Annotated in this window: 18 protein-coding genes; 9 read left to right on the top strand and 9 right to left on the bottom strand. The window is 62.3% G+C overall.

The features are described 5' to 3' along the window. The first annotated feature begins 178 nt into the window (after positions 1–178). Positions 179–1,234, top strand: a complete 1,056-nt coding sequence (locus EGJ09_RS01835; RefSeq protein ID WP_125923057.1) for a tetratricopeptide repeat protein — start codon at positions 179–181, stop codon at positions 1,232–1,234. Between the two features lie 92 nt (positions 1,235–1,326). Next, a complete protein-coding gene (locus EGJ09_RS01830; protein ID WP_125923056.1) occupies positions 1,327–2,940 on the top strand; it encodes a response regulator in 1,614 nt (537 codons plus the stop codon). Positions 2,941–2,945: 5 nt separating this feature from the next. On the opposite strand, the gene EGJ09_RS01825 is transcribed toward EGJ09_RS01830, so the two are convergent. Beyond that, positions 2,946–4,934, bottom strand: coding sequence for an ATP-binding protein (locus tag EGJ09_RS01825; protein WP_125923055.1), 1,989 nt, complete (start codon positions 4,932–4,934; stop codon positions 2,946–2,948). 334 nt (positions 4,935–5,268) lie between these two features. Between EGJ09_RS01825 and EGJ09_RS01820 the strand changes: the two genes are divergently transcribed. Beyond that, complete coding sequence (locus tag EGJ09_RS01820; RefSeq protein WP_115275006.1) at positions 5,269–5,952, top strand: type 1 glutamine amidotransferase domain-containing protein; 684 nt, start codon at positions 5,269–5,271, stop codon at positions 5,950–5,952. A gap of 134 nt (positions 5,953–6,086) precedes the next feature. Beyond that, positions 6,087–6,893 (top strand): CSS-motif domain-containing protein, encoded by an 807-nt coding sequence (locus tag EGJ09_RS01815; RefSeq protein WP_125923054.1) that lies wholly within the window; start codon positions 6,087–6,089, stop codon positions 6,891–6,893. 16 nt (positions 6,894–6,909) lie between these two features. Here EGJ09_RS01815 and hppD read toward each other — a convergent pair whose 3' ends face one another. Next, positions 6,910–7,986 (bottom strand): 4-hydroxyphenylpyruvate dioxygenase, encoded by a 1,077-nt coding sequence (gene hppD / locus EGJ09_RS01810; RefSeq protein ID WP_125923053.1) that lies wholly within the window; start codon positions 7,984–7,986, stop codon positions 6,910–6,912. 297 nt (positions 7,987–8,283) lie between these two features. Between hppD and EGJ09_RS01805 the strand changes: the two genes are divergently transcribed. Both EGJ09_RS01805 and rarD read left to right on the top strand, forming a co-directional pair. Further along, the gene (locus tag EGJ09_RS01805) at positions 8,284–9,870 is read left to right on the top strand and encodes an EAL domain-containing protein (RefSeq protein ID WP_125923052.1); all 1,587 of its coding nucleotides are present in this window, start codon (positions 8,284–8,286) and stop codon (positions 9,868–9,870) included. Between the two features lie 32 nt (positions 9,871–9,902). Continuing rightward, positions 9,903–10,790: an EamA family transporter RarD gene (gene rarD, locus EGJ09_RS01800; protein ID WP_125923051.1), complete on the top strand. Its 888-nt coding sequence runs from the start codon at positions 9,903–9,905 to the stop codon at positions 10,788–10,790. On the opposite strand, the gene EGJ09_RS01795 is transcribed toward rarD, so the two are convergent. Next, entirely contained in the window at positions 10,753–12,324 is a 1,572-nt protein-coding gene (locus EGJ09_RS01795; RefSeq protein WP_125923050.1) for a TerC family protein, read from the bottom strand. The two genes, rarD and EGJ09_RS01795, sit on opposite strands and share 38 nt — an antisense overlap. Before the next feature lie 257 nt (positions 12,325–12,581). On the opposite strand from EGJ09_RS01795, the gene EGJ09_RS01790 reads away from it, so the two are divergent. Further along, positions 12,582–13,163, top strand: a complete 582-nt coding sequence (locus tag EGJ09_RS01790) for a LysE family translocator (protein WP_125923049.1) — start codon at positions 12,582–12,584, stop codon at positions 13,161–13,163. A 19-nt stretch (positions 13,164–13,182) separates the two neighbouring features. On the opposite strand, the gene EGJ09_RS01785 is transcribed toward EGJ09_RS01790, so the two are convergent. From EGJ09_RS01785 to EGJ09_RS01770, 4 genes are all read right to left on the bottom strand, one after another. Then, positions 13,183–13,959 (bottom strand): AraC family transcriptional regulator, encoded by a 777-nt coding sequence (locus tag EGJ09_RS01785; protein WP_046787688.1) that lies wholly within the window; start codon positions 13,957–13,959, stop codon positions 13,183–13,185. 143 nt (positions 13,960–14,102) lie between these two features. Continuing rightward, on the bottom strand, positions 14,103–15,521 hold the full coding sequence (locus tag EGJ09_RS01780; protein ID WP_012314293.1) for a short-chain fatty acid transporter: 1,419 nt from the start codon (positions 15,519–15,521) through the stop codon (positions 14,103–14,105). A 148-nt stretch (positions 15,522–15,669) separates the two neighbouring features. Continuing rightward, positions 15,670–16,326: a CoA transferase subunit B gene (locus EGJ09_RS01775; protein ID WP_046787689.1), complete on the bottom strand. Its 657-nt coding sequence runs from the start codon at positions 16,324–16,326 to the stop codon at positions 15,670–15,672. A 35-nt stretch (positions 16,327–16,361) separates the two neighbouring features. After that, positions 16,362–17,060, bottom strand: coding sequence for a CoA transferase subunit A (locus EGJ09_RS01770; RefSeq protein ID WP_046787715.1), 699 nt, complete (start codon positions 17,058–17,060; stop codon positions 16,362–16,364). 139 nt (positions 17,061–17,199) lie between these two features. Here EGJ09_RS01770 and EGJ09_RS01765 point away from each other — a divergent pair, with 139 nt between their 5' ends. Then, positions 17,200–18,105, top strand: a complete 906-nt coding sequence (locus tag EGJ09_RS01765; protein ID WP_125923048.1) for a LysR family transcriptional regulator — start codon at positions 17,200–17,202, stop codon at positions 18,103–18,105. Then, positions 18,093–18,914, top strand: a complete 822-nt coding sequence (locus EGJ09_RS01760) for an aldo/keto reductase (RefSeq protein ID WP_115275012.1) — start codon at positions 18,093–18,095, stop codon at positions 18,912–18,914. The genes EGJ09_RS01765 and EGJ09_RS01760 overlap by 13 nt, the downstream gene beginning before the upstream one ends. A gap of 55 nt (positions 18,915–18,969) precedes the next feature. Here EGJ09_RS01760 and EGJ09_RS01755 read toward each other — a convergent pair whose 3' ends face one another. Then, positions 18,970–22,050, bottom strand: a complete 3,081-nt coding sequence (locus EGJ09_RS01755) for an error-prone DNA polymerase (RefSeq protein WP_125923047.1) — start codon at positions 22,048–22,050, stop codon at positions 18,970–18,972. After that, a complete protein-coding gene (locus EGJ09_RS01750) occupies positions 22,047–23,465 on the bottom strand; it encodes a DNA polymerase Y family protein (protein WP_125923046.1) in 1,419 nt (472 codons plus the stop codon). The genes EGJ09_RS01755 and EGJ09_RS01750 overlap by 4 nt, the downstream gene beginning before the upstream one ends. Positions 23,466–23,467 lie beyond the last annotated feature (2 nt).

The raw sequence follows: 23,467 nt of genomic DNA, 5'->3' as shown, positions 1-23,467 counted from the left end.
CTTTGGTTGGCTCCTCCCCCAACCGTTTGCCCCGCTGGCCTTGGCTTGCGGGGCTTTTTTTGGTTTGTTTACAGGTCGCTGATGGTGCGGCCGGGCGCATGCCTTGATTGCTGTGCTGCCCTTGCAGCCCACGCCAATCTGCCCCAAGCTTCCACTTCCCCCGCCATGGCCCCCTCCGATGCCCACACGCCACCGCTACCTGATCGCTGTGTTACTGCTGATTCTGGTATCAGTCGGCATCGCCTACCTGCGCCGGGATACCCCGCCAGCACAACCGACACTACCCCCGCACAGCTACGCCAAAGCCCTACGCCAGGCGCATGAAGGCCAACCGGGCGCCGCGCGGGTGCTCTACCAGCAACTGCAACGCAACGACCTGGCGCCGATCCGCCGCGCAGCCCTGTACGCAGAGCTGCCCAACTACCCCTCGCCACAAGCGCTGAAACTGGCCCGCATGGACCTGGAAAACGATGAGCCCTTGGTCCGTCGCGCAGCCATCGCCAGCATCCGCCGCCTGCTGCCCGCCGCACAACGCAGCCTGGTTCTTGGCCCCCTGCTCGATGATGACGAGCAAAGCGTACGCTTTGCCGCCGTCGATGCCTTGCTTGGCCTGGACCCCGACGCCATTGGTCTGTACTTCGGCCCACTGCAGGCGGCACTGGAGCAATACCAGCAAACGCTGGAAAAACAACCTGAGGATGCGGCGGCCCAGGTGCACCTGGCACGCCTGTATCTGCATGAGAATGACTACACCGAGGCCGCAGCCGCCCTGCACCGCAGCCTTGCATCAAATCCGGACAACCTCGACGCCCTGGCGACCCAGGTACGCTTGCTCGAACGTCAAGGCCATCACGACCAGTCCCGGCAGGTACTGGCCCAGGCACTGGCGCTGCGACCGGATTCGGCCTTCCTGCAACACGAACTGGGGCGCTGGCTGATCCGCCATGGCCAGCGCGAATTCGCCCTGCTCGCGTTGTCCCGCGCGGTCGAGCTGGAGCCGGACAATGCCGACTATCGCTATAACCTGGCAGTGACCCTGCACGACCTGGAACAGTCCGATGCAGCGCAAAAGCAGCTTGAAACCCTGCTCAACCGGCAACCGGCCAATCGCCGGGCACGGGTGTTGCTGATTCAATACTGGAAAGAAACAGGTCAATTGCAGAACGTTCAGGTGCTGCTTGCCGAACTGGAGCGGCAAAACCCTGATGACCCATTTCTGCAGCAAGGACTTTAGATACGTTGAACCCTGGGGGTTTGCCTGCGGTCCAGTGGGTAACGGACCACTCACGGCTTGGCCAGGCATGGCTGCCCTTAAGGAGAATCGCATTGGCCAGCTCGCTGTCGCTGGACGAACGTGCCTTGATTCTGGCACCCAGGCAACTTGCCACGCACACCTCGACGTTTCTGACGGGTGCTGGCATCGATTGCGTGTGTTCGCGCGACATCACCCATCTGCGGGACGGGCTGGACAGAGGCGCAGGCTTGCTGGTCGTCGACGAACACACGCTCAACAGCAGCCAAAACGAACTGCTGCAGGCTTTTATCGACCAGCAACCGCCCTGGTCGGACCTCCCCATCGTGCTGCTCACGCAAACCCCACAAGCCTCAGCCAGCCCCTGTACGCCCCCCGACCATCCACTGGGTAACCTGACACTGCTGGCTATTCCGTTCGAAGATGAACAGTTGCTTGAACTGATCAAGTTGGCGCTGCGTCAGCGTCGCCGGCAATACCTGGCTCGCGACCAGTTAGTCGATCTGCAGCAACGCCTGGATGGACACCGCGAGGCACAGCACAGCACCGAGCAGGCTATGCACCAGACCCGCAAGATGGACGCCATCGGGCAATTGGCCGGGGGGGTGGCTCACGATTTCAATAATCTGCTGACCAGTATCGGGGGGAGCTTCGAACTGATCGACAGGCGGTTGAAACAAGGCAGCACCAAGGGGCTGGAAGGCCTGCTCAGCAGGGGGCAGGAAGCCGTTTCGCGTGCAGCGCGCCTCACCCATCGGCTGTTGGCGTTTTCGTCCCGACAATCGCTGCACAGCCGTCGCATCGACTTACGGGCGCTGCTGCAGCCACAACGGCTGGAGGCCGTACTGCAGCATGGCGTATTACTGCAACTGCAAATACCTGAACACACCTGGCCAGTGGCCGGCGACGACACACAATTGCAAGAAGCCGTGGACAACCTGCTGCTCAATGCCTGCGAAGCCATGCCCAACGGTGGCAAGGTGCGTGTCGAAGCCAGCAATCGAGAGGTAGCAGCGACGCAGTTCGCCGATGGCAGCCTGGCGGTGGGCGACTATACGTGCCTGAGCGTCACTGACGAAGGCCAAGGCATGTCGCAGAGCACGCTCGAACATGCCTTCGAGCCGTTCTTCAGCACAAAGCCGGTGGGCCAGGGTATCGGCCTGGGCCTTTCGATGGTCTACGGCTTCAGCAAACAGTCCCAGGGGCATGTGGTACTGCATAGCCAGATAGGCCAAGGTACCCGCGTAGATCTTTACCTGCCGCGCCACCTGGAGCAGGAGCAAACCCAGGTGCAAGCAGCCCCACCACGTTCACAGGGTGGCGGCCGCACGGTACTGGTGGTCGAGGATGATCCGGATGTGCGCCAGTTGTTGTGCCAGACCCTGCAGGAGCAGGGTTTCCCGTGTTGCAGTGCCTGCAACGCCAGTGAGGCCCTGCAGGTATTGCGCTCATCGAAGGCAATCGACCTTTTGGTCAGCGACGTAGGCCTTCCGGGCATGAACGGGCGGCAATTGGCAGAGATCGCCCGTACCTTGCACCCGCATTTGCCCATATTGTTCATCACTGGCTACACCGAAACGGCAATGGCCCGGGAGGGTTTTCTCGGCGCCGGCATGCAACTGATGTGCAAACCATTCGAACTGGCGCAATTTCATGCCCGAGTGATGCAGATTCTCGGTGAGACCTGACGGGCTCAGTCGTCCAGCAACAGCAGTGCCTGGTTGGCCAAGGTCGACAATTCAAAGGGTTTGATCAGCAGCGCCGTGCCTGGCACTTGCAACAGGCCAGGTTCCAGCGGTTGATCGGTATAGCCGGTGATGAACAGCATCTTCTGGCAAGGGTTGACCGTACGCATGGCCTTGGCCAATTGCTGCCCACTGAAGCCTTCAGGTAGCCCGATGTCGGTGATGACCAGATCGTACGGGCCATCGTGACGAAAGCGCTCCATCGCGGTATTGGCGTCGGCCACATCACTCACCGTAAAACCTCGCTCGCTCAGATACTCGCCCATGACCGTGCGCAGGTTATGCTCGTCGTCGATCAACAACACACGCCGCCCACTGGCCAGGGAAACCTGGGGCATCGCCGCAGCAGGCGTTTGCGGTATCGCTTCCAGGCATCGGGGGAAGAGCATGCAGACCTTCGTACCTTGCCCCGGTGACGACTCGATCCATACGTAACCGCCAGATTGGCCGACGAAGCCATGCACCATCGCCAGCCCCATCCCTGAGCCGCGCCCAGTGGGCTTGGTGGTAAAAAATGGCTCGAAGGCCTTGGCCACATCCTTGGCCGGCATGCCATGGCCATCGTCCATGATCTGCAAGCCAAGATAGTCACCTGGCGCCAGACCGCCCTCTTCAGGGAAGGCCGAGGCCAGCCTGGTGTTGATCGTGCGAATCGCAACGTTGCCGCGGCCCAGGCAGGCTTCTCGCGCATTGGCGCACAGGTTGATCAGGCTGCTTTCCAATTGGCCGACATCCAGACACACGGTCCATGGGTCGACATCCAGTTCCCAGGACAAACTCATTTCAGTGCCAACTGCATGGCGCAACATCGGTTCCATGGCAGCCAGGTGGCGGTTCATGTCCAGCGGTGCCGGGGCCAAAGGCTGATGGCGGGAGAAAACCAACAGGCGGTGGGTCAGGTTCATGGCCCGCTGCACCGAGTCGCGCGCCAACGCCACGTAACTGTCAATGCGCTCCATGCGCCCCTGGCTCAAACGCCGCTGCAACAATTCAAGGCTGCCGCCAATACCCGACAACAGGTTGTTCATCTCATGGGCCATGCCCCCGGCCAGATGACCGACCACCTCCAGCCTCTGGGTGTTGCGCAGCAGGACCTGAGACTGACGCATGGCCGCCTCACGGTCGCCTGTAATGTCTCGCCCAACGGCAGTCAGCACCGAGCCGTCGAAGCTGCCACTCCAGTGGAACCAGCGGTAATGCCCGTCGACATGGCGCACACGTGTTTCGAGCTCTGCAGGCCCTCTGTCGTTGACGAAATCGATTGCAGCCGCTTCAACTTCATCCCTGTCGGCCGGATGAACCAGTTCCAGGATCGACATGCCCCGCACCTCAACCTCGCTCCACCCCAGGGCGCGATGCCAGGCCGGGTTGGCTGCCAGCATCTTCAGGTCCAGGCTCACGGTGATCATGGCATCGCGCGACAGGCGCCACATGTAGTCGCGGTCAGCCATGTATCGCGCTATCTGACGCTCGAATGTCTGCGCCTGCTCGCGCCACTTGCCATGTGCAGCCACACCGGCGGAGCTCTGGATCACGGTGTGAAGCATACCTACAACTTCATGGTGCTCGTCACGAATTGGCGCATAACTGAAGACGTACCACGCCTGCCCCCCCGTCTTTGCGCACTTGATCTCATAAGGCTGATCATCGACAAAACTGGTACCACCCTGCAGTGCCTTGAACACCCATGGACCGATATCGTCCCAAACGTCGCTCCACAACGAATCGAAGCGCCTGCCCAGTGCCTGATCCAGGCCACCCAGCAGCGCCACATAGGAATCGTTGTGAACAACGGTCATATTGGGCCCCCAGACCACGGCACTGGGGAAAGAGGAAAGGAGCATCATGTCGATCGCAATGCGCAACGAAGGCTCCCAGTGCGGCAAGGGCCCAAGGTCCGTATGCCGCCAGTCGAACTGCACGATCCTCTCCCTCATGCCACCAGCCGACTCTTTTGTAGGGGTCAGTAATACGCCGTTCGGCGAGGGATCGTAAGGTGTGCTGTTAGCGACCAAAGTGATGGTTCCACTGTTGCTCAAGACTGACGAAGTGATCCTGCATCATCGGCTCCCCGGTTAACTGCTGCAATAGGCCTTTGGCACCACGCCTGCACTCTGGCACCCAAGAGCGGGCAGTGCAAACAACATCGGCCAGCGCAGGAAGCAGCACAAGGCCACTCCCCATACGCTTGCCCGCAAACGCCAGCTATGCTCTATAGGCTTTGCGTGCCATGAGCTGACTTCCCGTTTGATTACAGGCAGGAGTGTAGTAATGAGCAAGAAAATTCTGGTGGTGCTGACCAATACCGCCAAATATCCGACCCTGAGCAGGGCAACCGGTTTATGGCTGGGTGAAGCCGTGCATTTTGTCGATGTGGTTCAGCAGGCAGGTTTTACGGTCGACTACGTCAGCCCCGGCGGCGGCTACGTGCCAATCGATCCGCACAGCCTGCAGATGGCCCCCGAGTTGGATTGGAGCTATTACAACGACAAGGCCTTCATGAACCGGCTGGGCGCCTCGCTAAGCCCCGGCCAGGTCACAGCGGACGAATACTGTGCCATCTATTACACCGGTGGCCATGGCGTTATGTGGGACTTCCCTGACAACCCGCAATTGCAGGAGCTGGCGCGCAAGATATACGAAAAGAATGGCGTTGTGGCCGCTGTCTGCCACGGGGTGGCAGGCCTGCTGAACATCAAGCTCAGCGATAACAAGTTGCTGCTCAAGGACAGCCAGGTCACCGGTTTTTCCAATACTGAAGAAAAGCTTGCCGAACTCGAGGAGGTGGTGCCGTTTCTCACCGAGAACGAACTGGGAGCACGAGGGGGTATTTACAGCAAGCATGATGATCCCTGGAAGCCTTTTGTAGTCTGTGACGGCCGCCTGATCACGGGACAAAACCCCGCCTCTACGCGTTTACTGGCAGAGAAGGTAATTCAGACGCTCAATGGGTAATCCTTCTTACGTCTCGACAATGCAAATCCTCAGTCAGACACGGTTGCGGATTACAGTAGGGGCACCCCTGAATACATAGGCTCTTCGGTCAACTGTCCATCCCGGACAACTCGGATCAGGAGGGCTGCAGTCCCATGTCAAAATTCAGGGTTCTCGGTCGCAGCATGATGGCGCTGCTGCTGACACTGGCGATCAGTTTGATACCTGTTGCGTCAGGCTTGATGGTGATGGTCTATCAGCATGACAACAAGCTCAAAGAGACGGCTCGCGTATCGTTGAAGGAAGCCATCTTTTCCATTGATATGTCCCTTAACCGCTTGCACGACGCTGCTTTGGTGGCAATGCCGCTGGCTGGCAGCGCTTGCGAGACAGCCAAGGCGCACCTGTTGAAACAGGTTCAAGACGTCCGTTACCTGCGAGCGCTGGCATTGACCGCCGATGGCCGTATCTACTGTGACACCCTGGTTCCTCCCCGTGCGAAAAACAGGTTTGCGACTGGCTCCGAGGCACCGGTACAACTGATCTTCGATTCTCCTGCAGCGCCCAATGCAGTGCTTGTCGCCTACCAGCTTCGCCGCGAAAATCTGGGTGTGATAGCGTCAACCTACGGCATGGAGCTGCGCAACGAACTGCGTGCATTTCAAACCGGGCTGGTGTTGCTGCTGGAGTTCCAAGATTTTTACATCTGGGCAGATGGCGACAGCCGAGACCCTGCCCGCCCCTCTCAATCCGAGTTCTTCATGACCGGGAAATCGGACAAGTACGGCTACACCGTCAAGGTCGGCTATCCCGACGGCTTTGCCGCTGATGAAAGGCGCCAGATGCTGATGCAGATCCTGCCGTCACTTGCGTTGATCGGCATCATCACGGGCTCGATTTTCTACTGGGGGCTGTTCAGGCAATGGGGTAAACGTGACTGTACCGCCGCCCGAAAAGCATGACGGCGGTACACTTCACTTATTGAACGTCGAGCACACCTCGGCGAACCTGGTCGCGCTCGATCGACTCGAACAGCGCCTTGAAGTTGCCTTCGCCAAAGCCGTCATCGCCTTTGCGCTGGATGAACTCGAAGAATACCGGCCCGAGCAAGGTTTCAGAGAAAATCTGCAGCAGCAGGCGCTTGTCGCCTGCCTCGGAAGCGCCGTCCAGGAGAATGCCGCGAGCCTGCAATTGGTCGACCGGCTCACCGTGCCCTGGCAGGCGCTCTTCGAGCATTTCGTAATAGGTCTGCGGCGGCGCAGTCATGAAGCGCATGCCGTAGTCCTTGAGCGCATCCCAGGTCTTGAGCAGGTCATCGGTGAGGAAGGCCACATGCTGGATGCCCTCACCGTTGAACTGCATCAGGAACTCTTCGATCTGCCCCGCCCCTTTGGACGATTCTTCATTGAGCGGGATGCGGATCATGCCATCCGGAGCGGTCATGGCCTTGGAGGTCAGGCCGGTGTACTCGCCCTTGATGTCGAAGTAACGAATCTCGCGGAAGTTGAAGAGTTTTTCGTAGAAGCCGGCCCAGTAAGCCATACGGCCGCGATACACGTTGTGGGTCAGGTGATCGATGATCTTCAGGCCTGCGCCTGCCGGGTGGCGGTCGACGCCTTCGATGAAGTTGAAATCGATGTCGTAGATCGAGCTGCCTTCTTCGAAGCGGTCGATCAGGTACAGCGGAGCGCCGCCGATGCCCTTGATCGCCGGCAGGCGCAGTTCCATCGGGCCGGTTTCGATCTCGACTGGCTGGGCGCCCAACTCCAGGGCACGGGCATAGGCTTCATGAGCGTTGCGTACCCGGAACGCCATACCGCACACCGACGGACCATGCTCGGCTGCAAAGTAGGAGGCGATGCTTTTCGGCTCGTTATTGAGAATAAGGTTGATGCCACCTTGACGATAAAGGTGCACGTCCTTGGAGCGGTGTGTCGCCACCTTGGTGAAACCGAGCATCTGGAACACCGGCTCCAGAACGCCAGGGGTTGGCGAAGCCAGTTCAATGAATTCAAAGCCCATCAGGCCCATAGGATTGTCGAAGATATCAGCCATGTTCGTGTCCTCATCTGCAGCGAAAATTATTGAGTGCGTGGGATGTGGTACGAAAATGGCGGCGAGCAGGGGATGCCGCGCACGCTTCTGGCGAGGAAGTCACCAATGATCAGCTTGAACCCTTGGTTTGTCATATAGTCCCATTCTCGGTGGGGTTGATCCTTCAATGAAGAAAGACCTTATTGTTGTAATCGTAAACCGATTCTACAGTGCGTAAATTTCTTTGTCGCGCATTAGTTCTCCGCCCGCGCCGACAAACGGCTATCCTCAGTCATTTCATGTAAAGATTACGCCAACATGCCCCTGCGCAGTAAAAGTCCCGCCCGCTGGAGCTGGCGCACCCTTCTCCCCTGGGGCGTTGGCATCTTGCCTCTGGCGTTCGGCCTGATCGTGATGAACTGGCAAATCGAGCGCGAACTGCGCGCCAGCAGCCAGGCCACCACGCGGCAAGTGGTCGAACAGGTCGAGCATATTCTCGACAGCCTTTCCGGTGCCGCTCAGGCCCTGCTGCCGTTGGCTGGCAGCCCGTGCGGGCAAGTCGAACTGGCCTTGCGTGGGCAAGTGACGCGCAACGCCTTTGTGCGTTCGACCAACCTGTTCCGGCAAGACACGCTGTACTGCACCTCTCTGTTCGGCGAGTTCGACGAGCCGGTAGACGCCCGCGACTACACCGATGGCAAGCTGTGGCTGATGGACGGCAATTCGGTGACACCCGGGCACCCATTGCTGGTGTATCGGGCCAGTGACGGCGACCGAGGCGCCATCACCACCGTGGATGGCGACCATCTGCTGACCGCACTGCGCCTTATCGGCCCCAGCGAGGCGCTGCAATTGCGTGTCGGCACGGCGTGGATGGGCAAGGATGGCGTGGTGCATCAAGGCCTACCGCCCACCGCAGCCATTGGCGACGTGACACTCGGATCGACGCACTACCCTTTCAGCGTTCACGGCGGTTATGCCGCCGACAAGCGAGGCGAAGTGCTGCGCAGCCGCTACCCGGCACTGCTCAGCTTGCTGCTGTTGCTCGGCATGGCGGCAGGTTGCGCATGCCGCTGGCAGATCCGCCGCGCCAACTCACCACGCGCCGAACTGCGCCGCGCACTGGAAGCTGACGAGTTCCTGCCGTACTTCCAGCCAGTGGTACGCAAAGGCGATTATCGCTGGGCTGGCGCCGAAGTGCTGATGCGCTGGAACCACCCGCACGAGGGCTTGGTGCGCCCCGACCTGTTCATTCCCTATGCCGAACACAGTGGCCAGATCGTCGACATGACCCGTGCGCTGATGCAGCACACGGCGCACAGCCTGGCGCCTTACGCTGCGTTGCTGGAAGACGGCTTCCATATCGGCATCAACATTACGGCCGATCACTGCCGTGACCTCGCCCTGATCGACGACTGCCGCTCATTCCTCGAGCACTTCCCCCCCGGGCGGGTGGTGCTGACGCTGGAGCTGACTGAACGCAAACTGATCGAGGCCACCGGGGTAACCCTCGAACTGTTCGAAAAACTCCACGAAATGGGCGTGATGATCGCACTGGATGACTTCGGCACCGGCCAGTCCAGCCTCAACTATCTGCGCCAGTTCAAGGTCGACTACCTGAAAATCGACCAGAGCTTCGTGGCAATGATCGGAGGTGATGCACTGTCGCAGCACATCCTTGACAGCATCATCGAGCTGTCGGCGAAGCTAGGCCTGGGCATCGTCGCCGAAGGCGTGGAAAGCGAAGTGCAGCGCGACTATCTGGCCCGTTATGGCGTGGACTTTCAGCAAGGCTATCTGTTCGCCAGGCCAATGCCGGCCGCGCAATTTCTTCAGGCACTGGCCACGCGCCCCGGCGTGAGACAGTTGCCGCATGACGCGGCCCCTGAGATCATGCGCGGCTGATCCAACCGCCCATCCCGCTATTCGAGGCATTCGTGTCAAAAGGCATTCTCTGTTCGGTCATGGCCTCCTGCCTGTTCGCCGTGATGTACTTCTATACCTCCCTGCTCACCCCGCTCGATGGCGAAGAGATCTTCGGCTGGCGCACGCTGCTGACGCTGCCCTGCCTGACGCTGTTCATGCTGGCCAGCAAAGACTGGAAACGGGTCGGTGACTTGCTGGCGCGCGTGCGCCAGACCCCAGTGCTGCTGCTGGGCATGGTCGGCACCTCTTGGCTGATGGGCGTGCAACTGTGGCTGTTCCTTTGGGCGCCCCTGCACGGGCGCAGCCTCGAGGTCTCGATGGGCTACTTCCTGCTGCCGCTGGCGATGGTGCTGACGGGCCGCCTGGCTTACGGCGAACGCCTGTCACGCCTGCAAAAAGTGGCAGTGGCCTGCGCTGCGCTGGGCGTGGCGCATGAGCTTTACCAGCACGGCAGCTTTGCCTGGGAAACCATGCTGGTGATGGTCGGCTACCCCGTCTACTTCGTGCTGCGCCGACGCTGCCGCACCGACCACCTGGGCGGTTTGTGGTGCGACATGTGCCTGTTGCTGCCCTGGGCCCTGTACTTCGTCATCCAGGGGCCGTTGTCCAGCGCTGACCTGCTCACGCACCCAGGCCTTTACGGCCTGATTCCGCTGCTGGGTGCGATCAGCGCGTCAGCCCTGATCGCCTACGTGCTGGCCAGCCGACTGCTGCCGTTCAGCCTGTTCGGCCTGCTCAGTTATGTAGAACCGGTGCTACTGGTGGGCGTGGCGCTGCTGCTGGGCGAAACCATCGGCCCGGATCAGTGGCTGACTTACCTGCCGATCTGGGCCGCGGTCCTGGTGCTGGTGCTTGAGGGTTTCAGGCACCTGCTGCGCCAACGTCGCCGTTCGGTTTGAGCCGCACCTGGCGCACCCGCCGTTCCTCCACCGCCACCACAGTCATGCTCCAGCCGTTCCAGGCCAGGTGGTCACCGACCACCGGCAGGCGGTCGAGCAGGCTCATCACCAGGCCGGCAAGGGTCTGATAGTCTTCGGTGGCACGCGCGCTGAAGCCGGTACGCGCCTGCACCTGGCTGAGGTTCAGCGCACCGCTGACGACGAAGCCGTCACCGTCCTCGATGATCGCCGGGCCTTCCACCTCGCTGGCATCAGGCAGCTCACCGGCGATCGACTCGAGGATATCGGTCATGGTCAGCAGGCCGGTGAAGTCACCGAACTCGTTCACCACGAAGGCGATGTGCGTCGACTGCCCGCGCATCTGCTCCAGCGCATTGAGAATGCTGAAGCTCTCCAGCAGGTTCAGCGGCGCCCGGGCCATGCGCTCCAGGTCCGGCTGGTTGCCCGAGAGCAGCTCCTTGAGCAGCTCCTTCTTGTGCACGAAGCCCAGCGGCTCATCGATGCGGCCGTCACGAATCAGCGGCAGGCGCGAGTAAGGTGAGTTGGCCAACGCCTCGGTAATGGTTGCAGCAGGCTGCGCCAGGTCGAGGACGTCGACTTCGGTACGGGCAGTCATTACCGTGCGGATCGGCCGCTCGGCCAGGTTCAGCACCCCACTGATCATCACCCGTTCGCGGCGGTCGAACAGCACATGTTCTTCACCACCGGCGACCAGGTCAGCGATCTCCTCGCCGACCTCGTCAGCCTCCACCCTGCGCCCGCCGAGCAAGCGCAGCACGGCGTGCGCGGTACGCTCACGCAATGGCCGATGCTGCTGCAGGCTTTGCTTGCGGCGGGCACGGGCAAGCTGGTTGAACAGCTCGATGAGGATCGAGAAACCTATGGCCGCATACAGATAGCCTTTGGGGATATGGAAGCCCAGGCCTTCGGCGGTCAGGCTGAAGCCGATCATCATCAAAAAGCCCAGGCACAGCATGATGACCGTCGGGTGGGCATTGACGAAGCGGGTCAGCGGCTTGCTGGCGACGATCATGATACCGATCGAGAAGATCACTGCGATCATCATCACCGACAGGTGTTCGACCATGCCGACGGCAGTAATCACCGCATCCAGCGAGAATACGGCGTCGAGCACCACGATCTGCGCCACGATGGGCCAGAACGCGGCATGGCGCACCGCGCCACTGGCCTGCGTGACATGGCCTTCGAGGCGTTCATGCAATTCCATGGTGGCCTTGAACAGCAAGAACACACCGCCGAACAGCATGATCAGGTCGCGGCCGGAGAAGCTCTTGCCGAACACCTCGAACAACGGCGCGGTCAGGGTGACCATCCACGAGATACTCGCCAGCAAGCCCAGGCGCATGATCAGCGCCAGGCTCAGACCGATCACCCGCGCGCGATCGCGCTGATGCGGCGGCAGTTTGTCGGCCAGGATGGCGATGAACACCAGGTTGTCGATACCCAGTACCAGCTCAAGGACGATAAGCGTCAACAGGCCCAGCCAGGCCGTGGGGTCGGCTAGCCATTCCATTAACGGGTACTCACGAAGGAAGCGTCACGAAGACGGGGAAAGGATGGCCAGGACGACCGAAAACTGGGGGGTTCCGCGAAGGTGCTCATGGGGACCTGAATAGAAAATAGGGAAAATGATCCTACAAGAGCAGAACATTATTCTGATAGCGCCAAACTATTACAAAACCTGTACGCAGTTTTGGGGGACTTTTCTTCAATACCACGGCTTGGCTTCTGGGCAGCATGGCAAACACCCCCTTCACACGGACATTCCCGATGAGCCTGTACCTTTCAATGGCTGCGTTTGCGCTGGCAGCATCGATATCCCCTGGCCCTGTCAACATCGTCGCCCTTGGCAGCGGCGCACGTCACGGCCTGCGCGCCAGCCTCGCGCACGTTGCCGGCGCGACCTTGGGCTTTTGCCTGCTGCTGGTGCTGGTGGGCCTGGGCTTGCACGCCCTGTTGTTGCGCTGGCCGTTGCTGGGCGTGGCGCTGCACTGGGGCGGCGTGGCGTTTCTGCTGTACCTGGCGTGGAAGCTGGCCAGTGATGACGGCCAGTTGGGTGGTGAGCAGCAGCAACGTGCACCTTCGGCCTGGGAGGGCGCAGCCATGCAGTGGCTGAACCCCAAGGCCTGGCTGGCGGCGGTGGCGGGCGTGGCTGCCTATACCGGTGGCGAGCAGCAGATGCTGTGGCTGTTCACCTGGATCTATGGGCCGATCTGTTTTGTTTCGGTGGCCAGCTGGGCTTGGGCAGGCAGCATGATTCAGCAGTACTTGCGCAAGCCGCGCTACCTGCAGATGTTCAACCGAGGCTTGGCGTTACTGCTGGTGATCAGTGCGCTGTATCTGCTCGCTTGATGCTCGCTGAGCCGGGCCTTCAGGCCTTGCGATAATGCCCGGGTGTCGCCGCCAGATGTTGCTTGAACGCACGCTGCAGATGCGCCTGGTCGGCAAACCCTGCCTCCAGTGCCACCTCGGCAATCGCCCGCCCCGTGCGCAGTTGCGCGCGGGCATACTGCACGCGCTGATCCAGCAGGTAGCCATGCGGCGTCAAGCCGAAACGCTGGGCAAAGGCACGGATCAGATAAGAGCGGGACAACCCGCTGGCGGCACAGATGTCTTGCAGCGTCAGCGGGTCGGTGCGGTGGGCCCGGATGAACGCAGCTGCCGCCTCCAGCTGCGGGTGATGGGCTTGCGTTTTGCCGGTAGCAGCCTGCAGGTAGTCTGGCAGTGCATTGAAAAAACACGCAAGCCGGGCCTCTCGGTCATCCAGGTTGCCGTCGAACAGGTCGGCAAACACTTGCAGCACGGCACTGTACAGTGCCGGCGAGGTACTGCAGGTTTGCGCCGGCAAGTTGAAACCCAGCGCCTTCAGCCACGGCATGTCGACGAACAGCATCAGGTACGACCACCCCTGCCCTGCAATCGGATTGCACGTGTGGACCACACCGGGGTTCATGAGCACCGTGGTACCAGCGCCCACTTCGACTTGGCTGGTCCCACTCAGGTAGGTGCTGCGCCCCCCGGTGATCACACCGAGCGAAAAGCTCTCATGGGAATGGGCGGCATAGCACACCTGACGCCCATCCCCAACGCGCCTTGCTTCTACAAAAGGCAACGCCGAATCCCGCCAGAACCGCGACACCTCGATCATCGCCCTGCCCTCACCTGCTGCTGTAGCCGGGCCTCTGCTCAGACGCTAACGCCTGCGCGACAAGAGCCACGCTTCGTGCCCGGCTCGCCATGATACACACCCGTAAAAGGTGTGTTCAGCCGCGCCTTCTATGAAAGTTCAGCTCAAGGCATCACCGGCGGCACGTACTGCAAGGTCGTACCCAACGCCCACAGCAGCACCAGTACCAGCGGCACATGCACCAGCAGTTGCACGAACGAAAAGCCGATCAGGTCACGTGCCTTCAGGCCCAGCACCCCCAGCAGCGGCAGCATGTAGAACGGGTTGATCAGGTTCGGCAGCGCTTCGGCGGCGTTGTAGATCTGCACTGCCCAGCCCAGGTGGTACTGCAGGTCGTTGGCCACCAGCATCACGTAGGGCGCCTCGATGATCCACTTGCCACCGCCCGAAGGGATGAAGAAACCCAGCACCGCCGAGTACACGCCCATGAGCACGGCATAGGTGTCATGGGTGGCGATCTGGGTGAAGAAAAGCGAAATGTGGTGGGCCAAGGTCTGCTCGTCGACCCCCTTCACCTGGGTGAGGATGGCGGCGATCGAGCCATACAGCGGGAACTGGATCAACACCCCGGTGGTGGTCGGCACCGCACGCGCCACGGCGTCGAGGAAGCTGCGTGGGCGCCAGTGCAGCAAGGCACCGAGCATGATGAACAGCAGGTTGTAGGTATTGAGCCCGGAGATTGCAGTAATGGCCGGTTTGGTGGCGAACTCCTGGTACAGCCAGCCGCCGGCCAGCGCCACCATCAGCAGGATAAGGATCGGGCTATATTCCAGCCATTCACCCGGGCGAGTGCGCTGGGGTGCGGGCGGCGCGGTAAAGCTGGGGTCGACACCGCAGTCTTCGGCACTGCGCGCACTGTTCGGGCCGGGTGCGGTCGCGTAGGCGATCACCAGCGAGACGATGACCAGCGCGGCCAGCAACACCCCGGACTGCCAGAGGAAGATGGTCTCGGTGAACGGAATCACGCCGGTTATCGACAGAATGGACGGCGGCAGGCTGGCCGGGTTGGCCTGCAACTGCGCCGCTGAAGACGACAGGCCCAAGGCCCAGACCGCACCCAGGCCCAGGTAAGCAGCGGCACCGGCGGCGCGGTAGTCCATCTTCAGGTCACTGCGCCGTGCCAGCGCGCGCACCAGCAGGCCACCGAACACCAGGGACAAGCCCCAGTTGAGCAAGGATGCCAGCATCGAGATCAGCGCCACCCAGCACACCGCCGAACGGCCGTTCTTCGGCACCCGCGCCAGGCGGTCGATCAGCCGTGCGGCAGGGGGTGAGCTGGCCACCACGTAGCCGCCGATGACCACGAAGGCCATTTGCATGGTGAAAGGGATCAGGCTCCAGAAGCCATCGCCAAAGGCCTTGGCGGTATCGGTAGGTTTGGCGCCCATGACCATGGCGCCGAGGCATACCAGCACCACTGCCAGGGCAGCGAACACCCAGGAATCAGGGAACCAGCGCTCGGCCCAGTTGGAGCAACGCAGGGCAAAGCGGGCGGAGCGGCTGTCTTGGATTTCAGCGGCCACGGTAACTTCCTTTTATTGGTTTTATGGGGGGCTACGTTTCAAGCACAACGCACAAAACCCTGTGGCAACGACGGCTCCGGCGAAAGCGTTGGTGCATTGACCATCGCATTCGTAGCTGCCGCCGCTGCCACAGGGCTGGGGGGGTGTATCAGAAGGTCATTTCCTTCACATCATCCGGCACGATCAGCTTGCCGGCGGTTTTCGCGATGATTTCTTCAACACTCACCCCGGGCGCGGTTTCGCGCAGGATGAAGGCGCCGTTGTCGATTTCCAGGTAGGCCAGGTCGGTGAGCACCTTGCGGATGCAGCCGGCACCGGTCAGCGGCAGGCTGCAGCGCGGCAGCAGCTTGGACTCGCCATCCTTAGAGGCGTGGGTCATGGTGACGATGATGTTCTCGGCCCCGGCTACCAGGTCCATGGCGCCGCCCATGCCCTTGACCAGCTTGCCCGGGATCATCCACGAGGCGATGTTGCCCTCGACGTCCACTTCGAAGGCCCCGAGCACGGTGAGGTCGACATGGCCGCCACGGATCATGGCGAACGATTGTGCCGAATCGAAGATCGAGGCGCCGCGGCGGGCGGTGACGGTCTGCTTGCCGGCGTTGATCATGTCGGCGTCGATCGTGCTCTCGGTGGGGAATTCGCCCATGCCCAGCAGGCCATTTTCCGACTGCAGCATCACATCCATGTCAGCAGGGACGTAGTTGGCCACCAGGGTGGGGATGCCGATGCCGAGGTTGACGTAAAAGCCGTCCTTCAGTTCACGTGCGACGCGTTGTGCCATCTGTTCGCGGGTCAGTGCCATGGTGAGAATCTCTTTGTTGTTCTGGAGGACGGCGCTCAGGCCTTGACGGTGCGCTTTTCGATGCGTTTTTCGAAGGTGCCCACAATGACCCGGTCGACGAAGATGCCGGGGGTGTGGATCTCGCTGGGCAGCAGCACGCCTGGCTCGACGATCTCTTCCACTTCGACCACGGTGATCTTGCCGGCGGTGGCAGCCAGCGGGTTGAAGTTTTGAGCAGTGTTGCGGTAAACCACGTTGCCGTAGTGGTCAGCCTTCCAGCCTTTGACGATGGCGAAGTCACCGGTGATCGATTCTTCCAGGATGTATTTGCGGCCCTTGAACTCGCGCACTTCCTTGCCTTCGGCAACTGGCGTGCCATAGCCGGTGGCGGTATAGAAGGCCGGAATGCCGGCGCCGCCGGCGCGCATTTTTTCGGCAAGGGTGCCTTGCGGGGTCAGTTCCACTTCCAGCTCGCCACTGAGCAACTGGCGCTCGAACTCGGCATTCTCGCCTACGTAGGAGGCAATCATCTTGCGGATCTGCCGCTCTTCCAGCAGTACGCCCAGGCCGAAGCCATCGACGCCGCAGTTGTTGGAAACCACGGTGAGGCCCTTGACGCCACGGCGCTTGATTTCGGCGATGAGGTTTTCCGGGATGCCGCACAGGCCGAAGCCGCCGGCCAGTACCGTCATGTTGTCGGTCAGGCCTTCAAGGGCCTGTTCATAGGTTGCTACGCGCTTGTCCAGTCCGGCCATGCTGATCCGCCTTTTGTAGTTGTTGACCGACGAGGCTGTCGGTGAGCGTGTGCAGGCATCTTCACCGCTGGCGACTGATTTGTTAATTTTGTTTTCGTCATCGATTGATAACTTTTTCAAAACAACCTGCGAGCCCGCCATGAACGTCAAGCAACTACGCGCCTTCGTCGCCGTGGCCAAGTACCAAAGTTTTGCCCAGGCCGGCGAACACCTGCATGTCTCGCAACCGGCATTGAGCCTGACCATCAAGGCGCTGGAGGACAACCTTGGCGGCGCCCTGCTCACCCGTACCACGCGCAGCGTCAGCCTGACGGCCGAAGGTGAGGTACTGCTGCCACTGGCCCGGCGCCTGCTGGCCGACTGGGACGACACCGAGGAGATGCTGCGCCAGCGTTTCACCCTGCAATTGGGGCGGGTGTCGGTGGCGGCCATGCCGGCTTTTGCCGGCAACCTGCTGCCCCACTCACTCAAGGTGTTTCGCCAACGTTACCCGAAGGTCAACGTCACGGTGCACGACGTGATCAACGAGCAGGTACTGGAACTGGTGCGCCACCGCCGCGTCGAACTGGGCATCGGCTTCGAACCGGAAAACACAGACGGCCTGAGCTTCCACCCGCTGTACCTGGACCGTTTCGTTGCCGTGGTGCCCACCGACTCCCCGTTGGCCGAGCTGGCCGAAGTCAGCTGGGCGCAGTTGCTGGCCGAGGATTTCATCGCCCTGCAGCGCCCTTCGGCCGTGCGCCTGCTGCTGGAGCAGAACGTGGCGGCACTGCACGGCAAGCTGGCGGTGGCGTTCGAAAGCCACCAGCTCTCGACCATTGGCCGCATGGTCGCCAGTGGGCTGGGCGTGAGTGCGGTGCCGGCGCTGTGCATCAACCAGATGCAGGAGCTTGGCGCGCGTTGCATTACCCTGGTAGCGCCCACCGTCGAACGGCGGATCGGCGTAATTGCCTTGAGCGACCATAAACTTTCCACTGCAGCGCAGGCGCTGCTCGAGGTACTGCTTTCCCACACACAGACTCCGGAGGTGACATGCGTTACATGAAACTGGCAGGTTGCAATGTGCCGGCCATTGGCCAGGGCACCTGGTACATGGGCGAAGACCCGGCACGCAGGGCTGACGAGGTGGCCGCCCTGCAACAAGGCATCGACCTGGGCATGAACCTGATCGATACGGCCGAGATGTATGCCGAAGGTGGCGCCGAGGAAGTGGTCGGGCAGGCCATTGCCGGGCGGCGCGATCAGGTCTTTCTGGTCAGCAAGGTGTACCCGCACAATGCCAGCCGGCGCGGCGTACCCGCTGCCTGTGACCGCAGCCTCACTCGCTTGGGCACCGATGTCATCGACTTGTACCTGCTGCACTGGCGCGGCCAATACCCGCTGGAAGAAACCGTCGAGGCGTTCGAGCGCTTGCGCGAACAGGGCAAGATTCGCCACTGGGGTGTTTCCAACTTCGATGTCGACGACCTGCGCGAGCTGGACAACCCTGATTGCGCCACCAACCAGGTGCTGTACAACCCGGTGCAGCGTGGCATCGAGTTCGACCTGCTGCCCTGGAGCCGGCAACGCGGGCTGCCGACCATGGCTTACTGCCCGTTGGCCCAGGCCGGGCAGCTGCTGCAGCATCCGCTATTGCACGAGATTGCAGAGCGCCATGGCGCCACCCCGGCGCAGGTCTGCCTGGCCTGGGTGACGCGCGAAGACGGGGTCATAGCGATTCCCAAGGCGGTGTCGCCGGAGCACGTACGGTTGAATGCGGCCGCCGCAGGCTTGACTTTGACCAGTGAGGACTTGCGGGCCATTGACAGGGCATTCCCGGCGCCAACACGCAAACAGCACCTGGCAATGGTCTGACAACTCGGCCAACAACGGCGACTGCGGCTGCTTTGCAGCCCGTTCGCCGGCCAAATCAATGGAAGTCCCGGCTCCTCACATCCAGCCCCTGCAGCAACACACTGACATCCTCCAACCGCCGTGCAATCAGGTGCCGCACCCCGTTCGCCTGTTCCAGGCGGCCACTCACCTTGAGCAATTGAGACCCCACCAGCGCGCGCCGCTGCCGTTCGGCCAGCTCGCGCCAAACCACCACATTGACCATGCCGAATTCATCCTCAAGGGTCACGAACGTCACCCCGCTGGCGGTCTGTGGCCGTTGCCGCCCCACCACCAGCCCAGCCACGGCGACTGCATCGCCATGCTCAACGCCCGCCAGTTCCTGCGAGCTGCGACAGCCCAGCACCCGAAGGCGCTGGCGCAGCAACGTCAGCGGGTGGGGCCCCAGCGTGGTGCCCAAGGTGGCGTAGTCGGCCACCAGGTCTTCGCCGACAGTAGGCACAGGCAATGCCACCGCGGCTTCGGGCGTTGCCTGCAGTTCGGCGAACAGGGGCAGTTGCGGCTGCACCGCCGCGACCTGCCAGCGTGCCTGGTGGCGATCCTGTGCCAGGGCGCGCAACGCACCGGCATCGGCCAGCCGGGCGCGGGCTTTGCTGTCGAGGCCGGCACGCAAGCACAGGTCCTCGACATCGCGCCACGGCCTGGCCGCCCTCGCCGCTTCGAGCCGCCGAGCATCGGCTTCGGCGAAACCGCGGATCTGCCGCAACCCCAGGCGGATGGCCAAGGCACCCTCGGCGACTGGCTCCAGTGTGCAATCCCACTGGCTGTGGCCTACATCCACCGGCCGTACCTCGATCCCCTGGCGGCGTGCCTCCTGCAACAGTTGGTCGGGGCTGTAGAAGCCCATCGGCCAGCTATTGACCAGCGCACAGGTGAATATCGCCGGCTCATGGCATTTGAGCCAACTGCTGGCATAGCACAGCAAGGCGAAACTGGCCGCGTGCGATTCCGGGAAGCCATAACTGCCAAAACCCTTGATCTGCTCGAATATGCGCTCGGCAAACGCAAGGTCGTAGCCGTTGCGCAGCATGCCCTGCACCAGCCGTTCGCGGTGTGGCTCCAGGCCGCCATGGCGCTTCCAGGCGGCCATGCTGCGGCGTAACTGGTCAGCCTCGCCGGGGCTGTAGTCTGCCGCCACCATGGCCAGTTCCATGACCTGCTCCTGGAACAGCGGCACGCCCAAGGTGCGCTCGAAGACTTCCTTGAGCTTGAGCGATGGGTAGGTCACCGGCTCCTGCTTCAAGCGCCTGCGCAAGTAGGGGTGGACCATGTCGCCCTGAATCGGCCCCGGGCGCACGATGGCGACTTCGATTACCAGGTCATAGAAGGTGGTGGGCTTGAGCCGCGGCAGCATGGCCATCTGAGCGCGTGATTCGATCTGGAACACGCCCATGGTCTCTGCGCGGCTGATCATCGCGTAGGTGGCCGGGTCTTCGGGGGGGATCGTCGCCAGGGTCAGGTGCCGGCCCCGGTGCTGCTGCAGCAGGTCGAAACAGCGGCGCAAGGCACTGAGCATGCCCAGGGCGAGCACATCGACCTTGAGCAGGCCGACCATGTCCAGATCGTCCTTGTCCCACTGGATGACCGTGCGTTCAGCCATGGCGGCGTTTTCGACTGGCACCAGGTGGTCCAGCGGTTGCTCGGAAATGACGAAGCCGCCTGGGTGCTGAGACAGATGACGGGGGAACCCTATCAGCTGCGCGGCCAGCACCAGTATGCGGCGCAACGAAGGGCTGCCGGGCTCGAAGCCGGCCTCGGCCAGGCGTTGCTCGTCCGGGATGCGATCGCTCCAGCGGCCACAGCACTTGGCCAGGGCATCGACCTGATCGGCAGGCAAACCCAGCACACGGGCGACATCACGCACCGCGCCAGCGGCGTGATAGGTGTTGACCACTGCGGTGAGCGCTGCGCGGTGCCGGCCATAACGCCGGAACACGTACTGGATCACTTCTTCGCGACGATCGTGCTCGAAGTCGACGTCGATGTCCGGTGGCTCGTTGCGCTCGCGGGACAGGAAACGCTCGAACAGCAGACGATGCTTCATCGGGTCGAGCTCGGTGATACCCAGCACGAAACACACCACCGAGTTGGCTGCCGAACCGCGGCCCTGGCAAAGGATGTGCTGGCTGCGGGCAAAGGCGACGATATCGTGCACGGTCAAAAAGTAACTTTCGTAGCCAAGCTCTGCGATCAAGGCCAGCTCCTTGGCCAGCACCGCGCGCACCTTGTCGCTCGGCCCCGACGGCCAGCGATGCGCCAGGCCACGCTCGCACAGCTGGCGCAACCAACTGGCCGGGGTTTGCCCCTCGGGCACCAGTTCACGCGGATACTGGTAGCGCAACTCACCGAGGTCGAACTGACAGCGTTCGGCAATGCAGAGTGTTTCGCTCAGCAGGTCGGGCGGATAAAGCTCGGCCAGTTGCTCGAGCGTACGCAGGTGACGCTCGCCATTGGCGAAGAGAAACCGACCTGCCTCGGCGACGCTGCAATGCTGGCCGATAGCGGTCATGCAATCCTGCAAGGCCCGCCGGCCGCGTACGTGCATGTGTACATCACCGCAGGCCACGGCGCGAATGCCCAGTTGCCCAGCCAGGCCGCGCAGCCGGGCCAGGCGGGCCTGGTCATCGCTGCCCCGATGCAGGTGCACACCCAGCCACAAGCGTTCGCCGAACAGGGCATGCAGCCACTGGCCGGTGACCAGGTCGCTGGAGCCCTCGGCAAGCCATAACGCCAGCAGCCCTTGGTGCAGTTCGCGCAGGTCGTCACGGAACAATTGGTAGCTGCCCTTCTCCGCTCGCCGACGGGCGCGGGTAATCAAGGCGCACAGGTTCTGGTAACCACTAAGGTCCTGTACCAGCAACACAAGCTTCGGGCCGTCGTGCAGGCGCACTTCACTGCCGACGATCAAGCGTATCTGCTGCGCTTTGGCAGCCTGCCAGGCACGCACGATGCCGGCCAGGGTGCACTCATCGGTAATCGCCAGGGCTTGGTAACCCTGTTCCCGAGCCCGGCGCAGCAGCTCTTCGGCGCTGGATGCACCGCGCTGGAAGCTGAAGTTGGACAGGCAATGCAGTTCGGCGTAGCCCGGTGCGCTCATGCGAACCAGCCCTGCAGCCACAAGGGGCCGGGCTGGGCCAGGTCGCGATAGGCCCAGCCGCGCAGGCCTTCTCGGGTTTCGATGCGGTAATAGTCGCGGCGCACATCACCGCCATCCCACCAGCCCGACTCGATACGCTCGGCCTGGCCCAGCACCCTGTGAACGCTGGCGTCCAGTGCCAATGGCTGGGGCAACAGCCAGCCTGGGCGGCTCCCAGGCAAGGCGGGCAGGCTGCCCTGCCCGCCTTGCTCGGCGGACTGCCAGGCACATTCGGGGCGGTGGTCGGCTTCAGCGCGCAGGCCCTTGACCGCGTCGTCGCCCAGGCGGGCACGCAAGCGCTCACGCAGTTGCTCCCAGGGTTGGGCCTGCTGGGCGCGTGGGTCGAACAGCGCGTGGTGCTGGGGCACGAAAGCCGGCAAGTCATCGGCCACCAGGCGCAGTTTACGCACCGGTGCCGGAATGCGCAGAGGCTCCAGGCGCCCGCGCGCCAGCTCGAAGAGCATTGCCGCATCACGTTCTGCAGCCAGTAAGCCAACCTGCAGTTGCGTGTCCGGCCCCTCGGCGTGCTCCAGGTACAGGCAAAACCGCTGCACACCGCAGTCTCGCCCGGCGAGGAAAGCGGCCAGGTCGTTGAGCATGCGCCGCAACGGGAACAGCAACGCCTGGTGCGATTCGACGTCGAAGTTGAGCTCCAGTCGCGTTTCGAAACGGTCCGGCGGCTGATAGAAACCCAAGCCAAGCGTACGCAGGCCCAGCAACTGGTCCAGGTGCAACTGGACCTGGGCACTGAAGCGCCTGGCCAATGCATCACGCGGCAAGGCCAGTACCTGGCCGAGCTGATGCAGCCCCATGCGGGCGAACGCTTCGGCGGCGTCCTGCGGTAAACCCACCCGCGCAATGGGCATGCGCGCAAGCGCCGCCCGGGTTTCTTGCGGGCAGCTCAATGCCAGCCCGTCATGGCCGTTGGCAAGCATGCGCGCCGCCACCGGGTTGGTGGCCAGGACAATCCGCTGACGCAGCCCCAGGGCTGCGAGTTCCTCGCGCAGGCGCGCCTCGAACACCGGCCAGGGGCCGAACAGTTGCAGGCTGGAGCCCACTTCCAGCAACAAGGCACGCGGGTAGTGCAGGCTGACCTGGGCACTGAAGCGGTAGGCCCAGGCCGCCAGCAATTGCTGCAGTTGCTCGATGCGCGCCGGGTCTGCTTCAACACAGGTGAAACCGTCGGCCAAGGCGCGGGCGGCCGTCAGGGTTAGCCCAGCGCGCAGACCGAGCGCCGCCGCAGCGGGGTTTACGGCTTGCACCACACGCCGCTGCACAGGCCCGCCAATCAGCACCAGTGGCGCATCGGCGTCATCGCGTTCACGCAGGATCGAGTCCAGCGCCAACTGCGGTAATAAGATGCAGGCCCAGAGCATGT

The organism is Pseudomonas sp. p106 (assembly GCF_003936645.1).
Classification (GTDB): domain Bacteria; phylum Pseudomonadota; class Gammaproteobacteria; order Pseudomonadales; family Pseudomonadaceae; genus Aquipseudomonas; species Aquipseudomonas putida_E.
The sequence above is the reverse complement of the archived record's forward strand: the minus strand, read 5'-3'. Positions and strand labels throughout refer to the sequence as shown.